Origin of the sequence: Rhodoferax sp. (assembly GCF_011391645.1) — a bacterium.
In the GTDB taxonomy this organism is placed as follows: domain Bacteria; phylum Pseudomonadota; class Gammaproteobacteria; order Burkholderiales; family Burkholderiaceae_C; genus Rhodoferax.
The window spans coordinates 1-15,440 of sequence record NZ_JAABQC010000068.1 but is presented as its reverse complement, the minus strand read 5'-3'; the positions used below and the strand labels follow the sequence as shown (position 1 = coordinate 15,440).

Genomic DNA, 15,440 nt, shown 5'->3' with positions numbered 1-15,440 from the left:
AGCAAGTACCGGCCCGCCAATGACGCCGCGCGCTTTCCGCTGGGTGACCCGATCGAGCGTCTGAAAAAACACCTGATCGGCCTGGGCGCCTGGTCGGACGCTGAACATGAAGCCACCAAAAAAGCACTTGAGGCGCAGGTGGCCGCGGCGCAAAAGGAAGCCGAGCAATACGGCACGCTGGCGGATGCCCACGGCCAGAGCGTGGCCACCATGTTCGAGGATGTCTATGAACACATGCCGGCGCACCTGGTGCGTCAGCGTGAAGAACTGCAACACGGACTGGGAGCCTGATCATGAGCGACACCAACACCATGAACACGACGCCCATGACGATGATCCAGGCGCTGCGTTCGGCCATGGACGTGATGCTGACCCGCGACCCCAATGTGGTGGTCTACGGCCAGGACGTCGGCTACTTTGGCGGCGTCTTTCGCTGCACCGAGGGCCTGCAGCAAAAACATGGCAAACACCGCGTGTTTGACGCCCCCATTTCCGAGGGCGGCATTGTCGGCACAGCGGTGGGCATGGGCGCTTACGGCCTGCGCCCGGTGGTCGAGATCCAGTTTGCCGACTATGTGTATCCGGCCACTGACCAGATTGTGTCGGAGGCGGCACGGCTGCGCTACCGCTCGGCGGGCGACTTCACCTGCCCCATCACCATGCGTATGCCCTGCGGTGGCGGCATTTATGGCGGCCAGACCCACAGCCAGAGCCCCGAGGCCGTGTTCACCCAGGTCTGCGGCCTGCGCACCGTGATGCCGTCCAACCCCTATGACGCCAAGGGCCTGCTGATCGCGTCGATTGAAAACAACGACCCTGTCATTTTTCTGGAGCCCAAGCGGCTCTACAACGGCCCGTTTGACGGCCACCACGAGCGCCCGGTGGTGCCTTGGAGCAAACACCCGCTGGGCAACGTGCCCGAAGGCTATTACACCGTGCCGCTCGACAGCGCGCGTATCACCCGGCCCGGCACGGCGGTGACCGTGATCGCCTACGGCACCATGGTGCATGTGGCCGAGGCCGCGGCGACCGAATCGGGCGTCGATGCCGAGGTCATCGACCTGCGCAGCCTTTGGCCGCTGGACCTCGACACGCTGGTGGCGTCGGTCAAGAAGACCGGCCGCTGCGTCATCGTGCACGAAGCCACGCGCACCAACGGCCTGGGCGCTGAGCTCTGCGCGCTGATTCAGGAGCATTGTTTCTACCAGCTCGAAGCCCCGATCGAGCGTGTGACCGGCTGGGACACACCCTACCCGCACGCCCAGGAATGGTCGTATTTTCCGGGACCGGCGCGCGTGAGTGCCGCCCTGCAACGCGTGCTGGAGACCTGATATGAGCATACAAACCATCAAGATGCCCGACATTGGCGAAGGCATTGCCGAGGTCGAACTGGTGGCCTGGCATGTGCAGGTGGGCGACACGGTGGCTGAAGACCAGATTCTGGCCGACGTGATGACCGACAAGGCCACGGTCGAGATTCCATCGCATGTGGCAGGTGTTGTGCTGTCGCTCGACGCGGCCGTGGGTCAGGTGGTGGCCGTGGGCACCGAGATCATTCACATTGAAGTGCTTGTGGGGTCGACTTCAGTCGACCATGGCGGACTGAAGTCCGCCCCACAGTCGCCCGCAGACCAATCCGCCACCGCAGTCTCTGGCCTTGTTGTGGGGTCGACTTCAGTCGACCAAGGCAGATTGAAGTCTGCCCCACAGAATTCAAACTCCCCTCCACAGGGTTCAAAACCCGTCGCCGCGCCAGCGGTGCGCCGGCGCGCCTGGGAACTGGGCATTGATCTGGCCAGTGTCCGGGGCACCGGCCCGGCCGGGCGCATCACCCAGGCGGACCTCGACGCGCACGCGCAACACGGCGGCGCAAGCCCGGGCAAGGCCCCCGCTGATCAACGTTATGCGCAGCGCACAGCAGAAGAAGTGATCCCCGTGATTGGCCTGCGCCGCAAAATTGCGCAAAAAATGCAGGAAGCCAAGCGCCGCATTCCGCACTTCACCTACATTGAGGAAATCGACGTCACCGAGCTTGAAGGCCTGCGCGCACGCCTGAACATACAGTACGGTGCCACGCGCGGCAAACTCACGCTGTTGCCATTCCTGATCCGTGCCATCGTGCTGGCGGTGCGTGATCACCCAGAGGTCAACGCACGCTATGACGACGAGGCCGCCGTGGTCACGCGTTTTGCCGCCGTGCACCTGGGGCTGGCAACGCAAACCAGCGGCGGCCTGATGGTGCCCGTGATCCAGCACGCCGAAACCCTCGATTTATGGGCCTGCGCCGCCGAGATCCTGCGACTGGCCGAAGCCGCCCGCAACGGCAAAGCCACACGCGAGGAACTGAGCGGCTCGACCCTCACCTTGACCAGTCTGGGGCCGCTGGCCGGCATTGCGCACACCCCCGTCATCAACCACCCCGAGGTCGCCATCATCGGCCCGAACCGCATCGTCGAGCGCCCCATGCTGAGGGGCGGCCTGGTGGTGGCGCGCAAGATGATGAACGTCTCCAGTTCGTTTGACCACCGGGTGGTCGATGGCATGAATGCGGCGGAATTCATCCAGCAAATTCGCGGCTATCTGGAATGCCCGGGGACCTTGTTGGTGACCTAGTCGACCCACAAGCGCACGGAATCAGTCGGGTGATGCGCTTTGCGAAGGTCAAGGCGGAGTCCGCGCAGCGGACGGGGGACACGCAGCAAAGCGCATCACCCGACTGATTGATTCTCCCCCGGCTACCTGGGTTCACACCGGAATGTGGCACCATAGCCCTCTTCCTTTCACCACGACTTGCAAACTCTGCCCATGAGCCAACAGACGCCACCCCAGACCCTTGCCGAGGTGTCGCTGGACGACAAGTACGTCAACACCCAGGGCCAGGCTTTCATGAGCGGCATGCAGGCGCTGGTGCGCTTGCCCCTGACGCTGCACGAACGAGGCTTGCGCGCGGGCAAAAAACTGGGCGGCTACATTTCGGGCTACCGCGGCTCACCGGTCGGCACCTATGACATGGCGTTGTGGGCGGCCGAAAAACATCTGGCCGCACGCGACATCAAGTTTCAGGCCGGAGTCAATGAGGAACTGGCCGCCACCGCCGTCTGGGGCAGTCAACAGGTGCACCTGCTCGGTGACAGCGCCTTTGATGGTGTCTTTGGGCTCTGGTACGGCAAGGCGCCCGGGGTGGACCGCAGCATCGACGTGCTACGCCATGCCAACCAGGCCGGCAGCTCGGCCCAGGGTGGCGTGCTGGCCATTGCCGGCGATGACCCCAATGCGGTGTCGAGCACCGTGACCGGCTGCTCCGACTACGACTTTGTCTCGGTCGGCATGCCGGTGCTTTACCCCGCCAGCGTGCAGGACATGCTCGACTTCGGCGTGCTGGGTATTGAGTTGTCCCGCTACAGCGGCTGCTGGGTGGGCTACAAGGCGGTGACCGACATTGCCGAAAGCTCGGCCATCGTCGACCTGGAGATCGACCGGGTGCGCGCCGACTGGCCCGAACTGCGGCAAGCCGCCGACGTGCACATCCGCTGGCCCGACAACCGGGTCGAGCAGGAGCGCCGCCTGTATGAAGTCAAGCTGGCGCGCGCCAAAACCTTTGCGCGCTTTTCCGGCATCAACCAGGTCAGTGGCGCGACCGCCGGGGGGCACATCGGCATCGTCTCTGCCGGCAAACCCTGGGCCGACCTGATGCAGGCGCTGCATGACCTGGGACTGAGCGAGGAGGACCTGGCGAACCACGGCGTGCGCCTGCTCAAGCTGGGCATGATTTACCCGCTGGATGCGCAGCAGATTCAGGCATTCACCCAGGGCCTTGACACGGTGCTGGTGGTGGAAGAAAAACGTGGCCTGATCGAAGACCAGGTCAAGGGCATTCTGTTTGGTAGCGCGCCCTGCCCGGCCGTGCTGGGCAAAGTCGGGCGCGACGGCCACACGCTGATCCCTCAGCACGGCGAAACCAGCCCGGCGCTGCTGGCCCAGGTGCTGGCCCGCACCTTCCCCGAACTGGTCAGCAGCCCGGCAGCACAAACCCGGCTTGCGCTGCTGCAAGCCAAAACGCAGGCGCTGCAAAACACGCCCGCGCTGGCGGCACGCACGCCGTATTTCTGCTCCGGTTGCCCGCACAACAGCTCGACCCAATTGCCCGAGGGCAGCATCGCCCTGGCCGGCATCGGCTGCCACTGGCTGGCGCTGTTCATGGACCGGCACACCGAGACCTTCAGCCAGATGGGCGGCGAAGGCGTCAGCTGGCTCGGCGCCATGGGCTTTTCCAGCCGCGAGCATGTGTTTACCAACTTGGGCGACGGCACATACCACCACTCGGGCATTCTGGCGGTGCGTGCGGCGGTGTATGCCAAGGCCAACATCAGCTACAAGCTGCTTTACAACGACGCGGTGGCCATGACCGGCGGCCAGTCGATCTCGGACAGCTTCACGCCGCAACAGATCGTGGCGCAGTTGCTGGCCGAGGGCGTGGGCCGAGTGGTGGTGGTGTCGGACCATCCGGAAAAGTACCGGGAGATGGCGACGCCCAACGGCGGCTTTCCCAAAGGGGTCACGCTGCATGGCCGCGACGAGCTCGACGCCTTGCAGCGCCAACTGCGCGAAACGGCTGGGGTCACGGCGCTGCTGTACGACCAGACCTGTGCCGCAGAGAAGCGGCGCCGGCGCAAACGCGGCACGCTGGCCGACCCCGATGTGCGCGCCTTCATCAACGAGGCCGTGTGTGAGGGCTGCGGCGACTGCTCGGTGCAGTCCAACTGCATCTCCATAGAGCCGCTGGAAACCGAGCTGGGCCGCAAGCGCCAGATCAACCAGTCAAGTTGCAACAAGGACACCAAGTGCGTCGACGGCTTTTGCCCGAGCTTTGTCACTCTGGCGGGCGCCAGGCCGCGCAAGAACGAGCGCCCACAACAGCAGGCGCGCAGCGCCACGCCGCCCATGCCCGCGCCGCAACGAGCTGCGCTGTCACCCGCGCACGAGACGGTTATCACCGGCATTGGCGGCACCGGCGTCATCACCATTGGCGCCATTCTGGCCATGGCCGCGCGTCTGGAGGGCTTGAGCGCCACCTGCCTGGACCAGACCGGCATTGCGCAAAAGAACGGCGCTGTGCTGTCGCATGTGCGCATTGCGCGCGACGCCTCACAGTTGCACGCCCCACGGGTCGCCATGGCCAATGCCGACCTGGTACTGGCTTGCGACATGATGGTGGCGGCCAGCCCGGCGGCACTGGCGACCATGACGCCGCGGCGCACCCGCGTTGCGCTCAATACCCATCTGGCGCCCCACGCCGCCTTTGTGCTGAACCCGGTGGATGCCGAGTTTGGCGAAGGCCAGTTGCGCAGCGCCATCGACAGCGCGGCGGGTGCCGAGCGCGTGCATGCCCTCCCGGCCACGCGTCTGGCGACCCAGCTCTTTGGCGATGCCATTGCGGCCAACATGCTGATGCTGGGTTACGCCCTGCAACAGGGCTGGCTGCCGGTGTCACTGCAGGCGATCCAGCGCGCCATCGAGATCAATGGGGTTGCCGTGGCCGCAAATCTTGCCGCGCTGAGCTGGGGTCGCCGCGCGGCACTGGATCTGGACGCGGTGCTGCGCCAGAGCAGCCCGGCGCAGACCGTACGTCTGGTCAAACCTGACAAGGAGACGCTGGAGACGCTGATTGCGCGACGCAGCAAGGACCTGGTCGCCTACCAAAACAAGGCCTATGCGACCCGCTTCGAGGCCCTGGTGCGCCAGGTGCAGCAAGCCGAGCAACAGGCCATGCCGGGCAGCGAGCAACTGACCCGCACCGTGCTCACCCATGCCTACCGGTTGATGGCCGTCAAGGATGAGTACGAGGTGGCTCGTCTCTATACCGATGGCCGCTTCGAGAAACAACTGCGTGAACAATTTGACGGTGATGCAAAGCTGACTTTTCATCTGGCGCCACCCTTGCTGGCCAAGCGCGACCCCACCACCGGGCACCTCAAAAAGCAGGCCTACGGCCCCTGGGTTCTCTCTGCGATGCGCTTGTTGGCGGGGTTGAAGGGCCTGCGCGGCGGCTGGCTCGACCCTTTCGGCAAAACCGCCGAGCGGCGCTTGGAGCGTCGGCTGGCCCAGATGTACCCGGCCATGATCGAAGCCTTGCTGCCTTCGCTCACCGCCGTCAACCACGCCGCCGCCGTGAAACTGGCCAGCATTGCCGCCGAAGTGCGCGGTTTTGGCCACATCAAGGAGCGCCAGTTGCTGAAGGCCGGCCAGCAATGGCAACAAGCCTGCCGGGGTACTGCGGCCGAGTCGGTGGTGATGGCTTTTGTGGCGCGCCTGCCGAGGGCAACGCTTTAGCCCTTCTTGCCACCCATCACCAACAACACACCACCGACCACAATGGCGCCGATGCCAGCCCACAGCGGCACGTTGACGGTTTTCTTTTCCTGCACCGTCATCTCGAGCGGTCCCAATTTGAGTGCCGTGGTGTCTTTGGTGTAGCTGAAGCCACCGTATATGAGCCCCAATGCGCCCAAAACGATGAGCAAGACACCGACGAGTTTGACTGAGTTCATATAAGCACCTTTGTAACGTTTCACCCAAGCCTTGACGCCGACGGCATCCAGGCGCGTAACACGAGTTTTATTTGAACACGCCTGTTCCGCCTGCTTTGTGCTGTGCCGCACAGACAGTCAATGCGCCTTGTCCCAATTTAGCCCGACCCCCACCTCGGCCAGCAACGGCACCTTGAGGTGCGCCACGCCGGCCATCAACCGGGGCACCTCGTGGCGCACCCAATCAATTTCTGACTCAGGCACTTCAAACACCAGTTCGTCGTGTACCTGCATGATCATTTTGGTGGCGCGCTGCTCGGCGTCAATCACCTGCTGCACCTTGACCATGCTGAGCTTGATCAAGTCGGCCGCCGTCCCCTGCATGGGCGCGTTGATGGCGGCGCGCTCGGCACCGCTGCGCCGGGGCCCGTTGGGCGAGTTGATCTCGGGCAGGTAAAGCCTGCGGCCAAACACGGTTTCGACATACCCCTGCGCCTTGGCCAGCGCCCGGGTGTGGTCCATGTAGTTCTTTACGCCAGGATAACGCTCAAAGTAACGCTCGATGTAGTTTTTGGCGGCGGTGTTGTCGATGCCCAGAGCCTTGGCCAGACCGTAGGCGCTCATGCCATAGATCAGGCCGAAGTTGATGACCTTGGCGTAGCGGCGCTGCTCACTGCTGACTTGCGCGGTGTCGATGGCAAAGATCTCGGCGGCGGTGGCGCGGTGCACGTCCATGCCGTCGTGAAAGGCCAGCAACAAGGCGGCATCACCACTGATGTGCGCCATGATGCGCAGTTCGATCTGGCTGTAGTCGGCGCTGGCGATCACGCAGCCGGGCGGCGCCACAAAGGCCTCGCGCACGCGCCTGCCCTCGGGGGTGCGCACCGGAATATTTTGCAGGTTGGGGTCGTTGCTGCTAAGGCGCCCGGTCACCGCCACAGCCTGGGCGTAATGGGTGTGGACCCGGCCGGTGCGCGGGTGTGCCAGTTGCGCCAGTTTGTCGGTATAGGTGCCCTTGAGTTTGGCCAGGCCCCGGTGCTCCAGGATCTTGGCGGGCAGCGGGTAGTCTTCAGCCAGCTTTTGCAGCACCTCGTCGTCGGTGCTGGGCGAGCCAGTCGGCGTCTTCTTGACCACCGGCAGGCCGAGCTTGACGAAAAAAATCTCGCCAATCTGCTTTGGTGAACTCAGGTTGAAGGGCTGGCCGGCGAGTTCATGCGCCTCCTTCTCCAGCTGCAAAATACGCTGGCCAAGTTCGTGGCTCTGTGCTGCCAAAGTGGGCGCATCGATCAGCACGCCGTTGCGCTCGATCCGGTACAAGGCCTCGCTGCTGGCAATTTCAAGCTCGTAAATAAAACGCAATTTGTCGTTGGCTTGCAGCTGCGGCCACAACACCCGATGCACATCAAGCGTCATGTCGGAGTCTTCACATGAATACTCTGCCGCCTTGGCCACATCGACCTGGTCAAAACAGAGCTGGTTGACGCCCTTGCCGCACAGGTCTTCAAAGCTGATGCCGCTGCGCCCCAGATGGCGCTCGGCCAGGCTGGCCAGGCCATGCGGCTTGGTGACTTCGAGCACGTAGCTTTGCAGCATGGTGTCGTGCGCGTAGCCCTGCACCTCAATGCCGTGGTTGGCAAACACATGGCGGTCGTATTTGACATGCTGGCCGAGCTTTTTGTGGCGGCCATTCTCCAGCCAGGGCTTGAGTTTGGCCAGCACCTCGTTGAGCGGCAATTGGTCGGGCGCGTCCGGGTAGGCGTGCGCCAGCGGAATGTAGGCCGCCTCGCCTGGCTTCACGCTGAAGCTGATGCCGACAATCCTGGCGCGCATCTCATCCAGTGAGGTGGTTTCGGTGTCCAGCGCCACCAGCTCGGCGGCCTGCACCTTGGCCAGCCAGTGGTCAAAGGCGTCCCAGGTGAGGATGGTGTCGTAGCTGACTGTGCTGACGCGGGGGGTGGCGGGGGCCTCTGGTGCAGTGTCCAGTTCGTCAAATAGGCCGGGTTCACGGTTGTTGGCAACGGAATTGGGGGCAGCGCCAGCTCCGGAAATGGGGTCGGATCCACGCAGCGAAGCGGAGCTGGCTCTGACCCCTTTTCCGGCGTCCCCATTTCCTGAGCCCAGCGCGCGCGCCAGCCCCTTGAAGCCGTATTTTTCATAAAACTCGGCCAGCGCCGGGGTGTTCATGCTGCCCACGGCAATGTCGTCCATGTCGGGCAAATCAGGCAGCCAGTCTTTCAGGTCGCAGTCGGTCTTGATGGTCAGCAACAAGCGGCCAGTCGGCAACCAGTCCAGGGATTTCCTAAAGTTTTCCCCAACCGCTCCCTTGATGGTGTCGGCCTGGGCCACGATGGCGTCGAGCGAACCGAACTCATTGAGCCACTTGGCCGCCGTTTTGGGACCCACTTTGGGCACGCCGGGCACGTTGTCGATGGCGTCGCCCACCAGGGTCTGGTAGTCCACCATCAAACTGGGAGGCACGCCAAACTCGGTGGTGACGCCGGCCACATCACGCACCCGGCCGTTCATGGTGTCAATGATGGTGATGCGCTCGTTGACCAGCTGGGCCAGGTCCTTGTCGCCGCTGCTCACAATCACCTGCATGCCCTGCGCCGCCGCGGTGGCGGCCAGGGTGCCGATCACGTCGTCGGCCTCGACGCCAGGCACGTCCAGCACCTTCCAGCCCATCAACCGCACCACCTCATGGATCGGCTCGATCTGGGCCCGCAAGTCGTCGGGCATGGGCGAGCGGTGGGCCTTGTACTCGGGGTACAAATCATCACGAAAGGTGGGGCCTTTGGCGTCAAAAACGCAGGCCGCGTACCCGGCGGGCACTTCCTTGCGCAGGCTTTGCAGCATGTTGATCATGCCGCGAATGGCACCGGTGGGCGCGCTGCCCGGGTCGCCCGGCACGGCGCGCAGGTCGGGCATGGCGTGAAAGGCGCGGTACAGATAGCTGGAGCCATCGACCAACAGCAAGGTTTTGGGTGGGGCATTGTTCATGCCGGCATTTTGCCTGCAGCCGGGCGAGCAGCCGCTTTATCTACAATCAATCGATGCGTTCAATTTTTACCTTCTTTCCCCTTCTGCTGGCCTGTGGGCTGACATGGAGCCAAACCCCCACTGCCACCAACGCAGCGGCCCCGGCCAGTGCGCCGGTGCAGCGCGATGGGACTGGCAAGGTAGAGCCGCGCATCGAGCGCATCCATGTCGAAGATGCCGGCGCGAGCATCGACGAACTGCGCGTGGGCGGCGAAACCCAGAACATCACCGTGAGGCCCAAAGGCGGCATGCCAGCCTACCAGGTGGCGCCAAAAACGGGTGAGAGCTCCTGGAAGGTTCTGGGTTTCTGAGCAATGGCGGTTTACACAGAAGTCGCATTTGAAGAGGTCCGTGCGCTGATGCAACAGCTGCAACTGGGCGAACTCCAAAGCCTGGAAGGATGCGCTGGGGGTATAGAAAACACCAATTACTTTGTCACCACACAAAAAGACAGCCAAGCCCATGACTATGTGCTGACCCTGTTTGAGCGACTGACGTTTGAACAATTGCCGTTTTATTTGCAGTTGATGAAACACCTGGCGCAGCGCGGCATTTTGGTGCCGGAGCCGCACGCCAACAGCCGGGGTGAACTGGTGTTTGACATGAAAGGCAAGCCGGCTGCCGTGGTCAACAAATTGCGGGGTCAAAAGGAGCTTGCTCCTGGCCCGGTGCACTGCGCGCAGGTGGGCGACATGCTCGCCAAAATGCATCTGGCCGGGAACAGCTTCGCGCTGAGCCAGCCCAATCTGCGCGGCCTGACCTGGTGCAACGACACCGCACCGGAGGTCTTGCCCTACCTGTCGGGCAGCCAGAAAACCCTGATCAGCCGGGAACTGGCGTTTCAGAACCAGGTGGCAGCAACCTCGAGTTATGCCGCCCTGCCCCGTGGCCCGATTCATGCCGATTTGTTTCATGACAACGTGATGTTCGAAACGGTGGCTGGTCAACCTGTGCTGAGCGGCTTTTTTGATTTTTACTTTGCCGGGGTTGACTCCTGGCTGTTTGACCTGGCGGTGTGCCTCAACGATTGGTGTATTGACCAGGCAAGCGGCACGCACCATGCGCTCAATACCCATCATTTTTTGACCGCTTACAACGCCGTGCGGCCCCTGCAGGCGGCCGAGCAGGAACTGCTGCCTGCCATGCTGCGCGCCGCCGCTTTGCGCTTTTGGCTGTCCCGCCTGTGGGACTTTTACTTGCCCCGCCAGGCCCACCTGCTGCAAGCCCACGACCCAGCGCATTTCGAACGCGTGCTGCGGCACCGGGTCAGCCAAGCGCTGAACCATCCTGACCTGGAATCCATCACATGAAGCTCAAGCTCGTTCCTGCCCGCACTGGCGCCACCTGGGTCAAGCTCGGCATGCAAACTTTTTTCAAACAACCTTTGGCACTGGCCGGGCTGTTTTTCATCTTCATGGCGGTCATGTCGGTGGCCACCATGCTGCCGATCGTGGGCCTGCCGCTGGCCATGACGCTGCTGCCCGCCGCCACGCTGGGTTTGATGGCGGCCACCCGCGAGGCAACCCAGGGCAAGTTCCCCATGCCGCTCATCCTGTTCACCGCCTTTCGGGCCGGGCCCGCCAAGGTGCGCGCCATGCTGCTGCTGGGTGCCATGTACGCCGGAGGCTTCATGCTGGCGATGGGTGGCTCCTACCTGGTGGACGGCGGTGGCTTTGCCCGGCTTTACCTGGGCGGCAGCGCACCCACGGCCGAACTGATGCAGTCGCCCGGTTTTCAATCTGCCATGTGGGTCTTCATTGGCCTGCACCTGCCGCTGTCGCTCATGTTCTGGCATGCCCCGGCGCTGGTGTTCTGGAACGACTTGACACCGCTGAAGAGCATGTTTTTCAGCATCGTGGCGTGCTTTCGCAATTTCTGGACCTTTACCGTGTTTGGTTTCGCGTGGATGGGCACCATCGTCGTCGCCATCCTGGTCATTGGCACCTTGGGCAGCCTGTTTGACAATGCAGCCCTTACAGGCACCCTGCTGTTTCCGGCACTGATGCTGCTGGCATCGATGTTTTTTACCTCCCTGTATTTCACATACCGGGACAGCTTCGAGACTGAAACGCCTGCCGAAACTTGAGGCGTCCGCCCGCAAGCTCAGGGCACGGGCGTGAGCTTGGCCACCGACAGCGCCAGCCACTTGACGCCATGTCGCGGAAAGTTGATTTGCGCGCGCGCATCGTCGCCCTTGCCTTCCAGTGACAGCACCGTGCCTTCGCCAAATTTGGCGTGAAACACCTTTTGACCGGCGCGCAGGCTGTTGCCAGCCTCGGCCCTGGGTTGGGTCACAGGCTGGGATGCCGGCGCTGCATAACGCGAATAATCCGCGCCAAATGAACTTGCCGGCCTTTTGGCATAGGCAGCCGAATCGCCCGAATACGTGGTGTCGGAAAAGCTGTCTGCCTTGCCAAAGCCGGGGTGTTTGGGTGTGATCCACTTCAACGCCTCTTCGGGCAGCTCTTCAAAAAAGCGGCTGCGCAGGTTGTAGCGCGTCTGGCCGTGCAACATGCGGGTCTGCGAATGGCTCAGGTACAGGCGCTTGCGGGCGCGCGTGATCGCCACGTACATCAGGCGGCGCTCTTCCTCCAGGCCGTCGCGGTCGTTCATGGAGTTTTCGTGCGGGAACAGGCCCTCTTCGATGCCGGTGATGAACACGCAGTCAAATTCCAGGCCCTTGCTGGCATGCACCGTCATGAGCTGGATGGCGTCCTGCCCGGCCTGCGCCTGGTTGTCACCGGCCTCCAGCGCGGCATGGGTCAAAAAGGCCGCCAGCGGCGACAGGGTTTCACCGGTTTCAGCATCGGGTGCGGGGATGTCGAGCAGCGGCTGGTTCAGGTCGAGCCCCTGCGACGCGGGTGATTGGGTCAGCGGCTGGCCCAGTTCGTCCACCGGCAGCGCCACGGCGTCGCGGCCAAAGCCCTCGATCGAGACAAAACTCTCGGCCGCGTTGACCAGTTCCTCCAGGTTCTCCACCCGGTCGGCGCCTTCGCGGTCGGCCTTGTAATGGTCGATCAGGCCGCTGTGGTCCAGTGTGAGCTCGATCGTTTCACGCAGGCTCAGGCCCTGGGTCTGCTCGCGCAACACGTCGATGCCCGCCAGAAAGGCACCAATGTTGGTGCCCGCCTTGCCGCTGAGGCCACTGACCGCGTCGCTGAGCGAGCAGCCGCTGGCGCGCGCCGCGTCCTGCAACTGCTCCAGGCTGCGCATGCCGATGCCGCGCGGAGGAAAGTTGACGGCGCGCAAAAAACTGGTGTCATCGCGCGGGTTTTCCAGCAGGCGCAGGTAGGCCAGCGCGTTCTTGATTTCCGCGCGCTCAAAAAAGCGCAGGCCGCCATACACCTTGTACGGCATGCCGGCGTTGAACAGCGCGGTCTCAATGACCCGGCTTTGCGCGTTGGAGCGGTACAGCACGGCAATTTCCTTGCGCTCGAAGCCCTCGCGCACCAGCTGCTTCATCTCGTCCACCATCCAGCGGGCCTCGGCAAAGTCGCTGGGCGACTCAAACACCCGCACCGGCTCGCCCGGACCCTGCGCCGTGCGCAGGTTCTTGCCCAGACGCTTGCTGTTGTGGCCGATCAGCGCGTTGGCAGAGTCCAGAATGTTGCTGCCGCTGCGGTAGTTTTCTTCGAGCTTGATCTGGTGCCGCACCTTGAATTCACGCACAAAGTCGGCCATATTGCCCACGCGCGCACCACGAAAGGCATAAATGCTCTGGTCATCATCGCCCACGGCCAATACACAGCCGGTGGGCTGAAAAGCGCCATCCACCGTGCTGTGGGCGCCGGTGCCAGCCAGCATCTTGATCCACGCGTATTGCAGCTTGTTGGTGTCCTGGAATTCGTCGATCAAAATGTGCCTGAAGCGGCGCTGGTAATGCTCGCGAATGGGGTCGTTGTCTCGCAGCAGTTCATAGCTGCGCAGCATCAGTTCACCAAAATCGACCACGCCCTCGCGCTGGCACTGCTCTTCGTAGAGCTGGTAAATCTCGATCTTCTTGCGCGTTTCTTCGTCCCGCGCCTCGACCATGTTGGGGCGCTGGCCGTCTTCCTTGCAGCCGCCAATGAACCACTGCATTTGTTTGGGCGGAAAGCGCTCGTCATCAATGCCGAACTGCTTGTACAGGCGCTTGATGGATGACAACTGGTCTTGCATGTCCAGAATCTGGAAGCTCTGCGGCAAGTTCGCCAGCTTGTAATGGGCGCGCAAAAAGCGGTTGCACAGGCCATGAAAGGTGCCAATCCACATACCGCGCACATTGAGCGGCAGCATGCTTGAGAGCCGCGTCATCATCTCCTTGGCGGCCTTGTTGGTGAACGTGACCGCCAGAATACCGCCGGGCGAGACCTGGCCGGTTTGCAGCAGCCAGGCAATGCGCGTGGTGAGCACCCGGGTTTTTCCTGAACCGGCCCCGGCCAGAATCAGCGCGTGCTCGGCAGGCAGCGTGACTGCAGCCAATTGCTCGGGGTTCAGGTTGTTCAGCAGGCCTGCGTCTGGCAGGCTGGGTGGAGTCGGAGTTGAAAACATCAGGGCATTGTAGAAAGCCGCCCGACTTCGCTAGAATCAAGCCCCGGGCCCAAGCAATTGTGGCCCGGTTTTTTTTGAACAGGTGCCAGACCATGGAAATTTTTGACTACGACAACATCCTGCTGCTGCCCCGCAAATGCCGCGTGGACAGCCGCTCCGAGTGCGATGCCAGCGTGGAATTGGGGCCACGGCGCTTTCGCATCCCGGTGGTGCCCGCCAACATGAAAACCGTGGTCAGCGAGGACATCTGCATCTGGCTGGCACAAAACAATTACTTTTACGTGATGCACCGCTTTGACCTGGACAACCTGCAGTTTGTCAAAGCCATGAAGGCGCGCGGCTTATACGCCTCGATTTCCCTAGGTGTCAAAAAAGCGGATTACGACACGGTCGATCAGCTGATGGCGCTTGGATTGACGCCGGAATACATCACCATCGACATCGCCCACGGCCACTCGGACAACGTGAAAAACATGATCGGCTACCTGCGCGAAAAGATTCCGGGCACCTTCATCATTGCCGGCAACGTGGCCACACCCGAGGCCGTGATCGACTTGGAAAACTGGGGCGCCGACGCCACCAAGGTCGGCATTGGCCCGGGCAAAGTTTGCATCACCAAGCTCAAGACCGGCTTTGGCACCGGCGGCTGGCAACTGAGCGCCGTCAAATGGTGCGCCCGTGTGGCCACCAAACCAATCATTGCCGACGGCGGCATCCGCGACCACGGCGACATTGCCAAGAGCATCCGCTTTGGCGCCACCATGGTCATGATTGGTTCACTGTTTGCCGGCCACGAGGAAAGCCCGGGCCAGACCGTGGAAGTGGACGGCAAGCTATACAAGGAATACTACGGCTCGGCCAGCGACTTCAACAAGGGCGAATACAAACACGTCGAAGGCAAGCGCATTCTGGAACCCATCAAGGGCAAGCTGGCCGACACGCTGATCGAAATGGAGCAGGACGTGCAAAGCTCCATCAGCTACTCAGGCGGCAAGAAATTGATGGACATCCGCAAGGTCAATTACGTCACCCTGGGCGGCGACAACGCGGGCGAGCATTTGCTGATGTAGGCGATTTGGGGCGGTTTCATGGGTCCCTTTCAGACGGGAGGGCATCATTTCCTCGGTAGCCGCTCTGCTAGAATTCCGCACTTCAAGAAACACACGCTGTTTCACTGAAACCAAGGGAACTTAGCTCAGCTGGTAGAGCAGCGGACTCTTAATCCGTAGGTCGAGAGTTCGAATCTCTCAGTTCCCACCAAATACCCTTGTAAACATTGAATAACTTGCTTCAAATAGCGTAGCAGGCTTTTTTGTTTTTTAGTCCGGTGACAGTTTTGTGACA

The 15,440-nt window shown here is 62.3% G+C and carries 11 protein-coding genes and 1 tRNA gene; 9 read left to right on the top strand and 3 right to left on the bottom strand.

Features of this window, described 5'->3' with window-relative positions:
* The 4 genes from GPS82_RS09565 to GPS82_RS09550 all read left to right on the top strand — a co-directional run.
* Positions 1 to 291 (top strand): thiamine pyrophosphate-dependent enzyme (locus tag GPS82_RS09565; RefSeq protein WP_296493847.1); only part of this gene is annotated, 291 nt, incomplete at its 5' end.
* A gap of 2 nt (positions 292 to 293) precedes the next feature.
* Complete coding sequence (locus GPS82_RS09560) at positions 294 to 1,331, top strand: alpha-ketoacid dehydrogenase subunit beta (protein WP_296493846.1); 1,038 nt, start codon at positions 294 to 296, stop codon at positions 1,329 to 1,331.
* Between the two features lies 1 nt (position 1,332).
* Positions 1,333 to 2,613, top strand: a complete 1,281-nt coding sequence (locus tag GPS82_RS09555) for a dihydrolipoamide acetyltransferase family protein (protein ID WP_296493843.1) — start codon at positions 1,333 to 1,335, stop codon at positions 2,611 to 2,613.
* 192 nt (positions 2,614 to 2,805) lie between these two features.
* Complete coding sequence (locus GPS82_RS09550) at positions 2,806 to 6,330, top strand: indolepyruvate ferredoxin oxidoreductase family protein (protein WP_296493840.1); 3,525 nt, start codon at positions 2,806 to 2,808, stop codon at positions 6,328 to 6,330.
* Here GPS82_RS09550 and GPS82_RS09545 read toward each other — a convergent pair.
* The gene (locus tag GPS82_RS09545) at positions 6,327 to 6,548 is read right to left on the bottom strand and encodes a hypothetical protein (RefSeq protein WP_296493838.1); all 222 of its coding nucleotides are present in this window, start codon (positions 6,546 to 6,548) and stop codon (positions 6,327 to 6,329) included. The two genes, GPS82_RS09550 and GPS82_RS09545, sit on opposite strands and share 4 nt — an antisense overlap.
* Before the next feature lie 117 nt (positions 6,549 to 6,665).
* Positions 6,666 to 9,527, bottom strand: a complete 2,862-nt coding sequence (polA, locus tag GPS82_RS09540; RefSeq protein ID WP_296493835.1) for a DNA polymerase I — start codon at positions 9,525 to 9,527, stop codon at positions 6,666 to 6,668.
* Positions 9,528 to 9,580: 53 nt separating this feature from the next.
* Between polA and GPS82_RS09535 the strand changes: the two genes are divergently transcribed.
* The 3 genes from GPS82_RS09535 to GPS82_RS09525 are packed head-to-tail and all read left to right on the top strand — an operon-like array spanning position 9,581 to position 11,652.
* Positions 9,581 to 9,877 (top strand): hypothetical protein, encoded by a 297-nt coding sequence (locus tag GPS82_RS09535; RefSeq protein WP_296493833.1) that lies wholly within the window; start codon positions 9,581 to 9,583, stop codon positions 9,875 to 9,877.
* Positions 9,878 to 9,880: 3 nt separating this feature from the next.
* Positions 9,881 to 10,876 carry a homoserine kinase gene (locus GPS82_RS09530; protein WP_296493831.1) on the top strand — a complete coding sequence of 332 codons (996 nt, stop codon included), beginning with the start codon at positions 9,881 to 9,883 and terminating at the stop codon, positions 10,874 to 10,876.
* Positions 10,873 to 11,652 (top strand): BPSS1780 family membrane protein, encoded by a 780-nt coding sequence (locus GPS82_RS09525; RefSeq protein ID WP_296493829.1) that lies wholly within the window; start codon positions 10,873 to 10,875, stop codon positions 11,650 to 11,652. The genes GPS82_RS09530 and GPS82_RS09525 overlap by 4 nt, the downstream gene beginning before the upstream one ends.
* 17 nt (positions 11,653 to 11,669) lie before the next feature.
* Here the strand turns inward: GPS82_RS09525 and GPS82_RS09520 are convergent, their stop codons facing one another.
* Positions 11,670 to 14,096 (bottom strand): UvrD-helicase domain-containing protein, encoded by a 2,427-nt coding sequence (locus GPS82_RS09520; RefSeq protein ID WP_296493826.1) that lies wholly within the window; start codon positions 14,094 to 14,096, stop codon positions 11,670 to 11,672.
* Positions 14,097 to 14,188: 92 nt separating this feature from the next.
* Here GPS82_RS09520 and GPS82_RS09515 point away from each other — a divergent pair, with 92 nt between their 5' ends.
* Positions 14,189 to 15,166, top strand: coding sequence for a GMP reductase (locus tag GPS82_RS09515; protein ID WP_296493824.1), 978 nt, complete (start codon positions 14,189 to 14,191; stop codon positions 15,164 to 15,166).
* A gap of 114 nt (positions 15,167 to 15,280) precedes the next feature.
* Positions 15,281 to 15,356, top strand: a tRNA-Lys gene (locus GPS82_RS09510).
* The last annotated feature ends 84 nt before the right edge of the window (positions 15,357 to 15,440 follow it).

Bases quoted from the DNA above. Each gene is read 5' to 3' on its own strand.
- GPS82_RS09560 (WP_296493846.1), top strand. From the start codon at position 294: ATGAGCGACACCAACACCATGAACACGACGCCCATGACGATGATCCAG.
- GPS82_RS09555 (WP_296493843.1), top strand. From the start codon at position 1,333: ATGAGCATACAAACCATCAAGATGCCCGACATTGGCGAAGGCATTGCC.
- GPS82_RS09550 (WP_296493840.1), top strand. From the start codon at position 2,806: ATGAGCCAACAGACGCCACCCCAGACCCTTGCCGAGGTGTCGCTGGAC.
- GPS82_RS09545 (WP_296493838.1), bottom strand. From the start codon at position 6,548: ATGAACTCAGTCAAACTCGTCGGTGTCTTGCTCATCGTTTTGGGCGCA.
- polA (WP_296493835.1), bottom strand. From the start codon at position 9,527: ATGAACAATGCCCCACCCAAAACCTTGCTGTTGGTCGATGGCTCCAGC.
- GPS82_RS09535 (WP_296493833.1), top strand. From the start codon at position 9,581: ATGCGTTCAATTTTTACCTTCTTTCCCCTTCTGCTGGCCTGTGGGCTG.
- GPS82_RS09530 (WP_296493831.1), top strand. From the start codon at position 9,881: ATGGCGGTTTACACAGAAGTCGCATTTGAAGAGGTCCGTGCGCTGATG.
- GPS82_RS09525 (WP_296493829.1), top strand. From the start codon at position 10,873: ATGAAGCTCAAGCTCGTTCCTGCCCGCACTGGCGCCACCTGGGTCAAG.
- GPS82_RS09520 (WP_296493826.1), bottom strand. From the start codon at position 14,096: ATGTTTTCAACTCCGACTCCACCCAGCCTGCCAGACGCAGGCCTGCTG.
- GPS82_RS09515 (WP_296493824.1), top strand. From the start codon at position 14,189: ATGGAAATTTTTGACTACGACAACATCCTGCTGCTGCCCCGCAAATGC.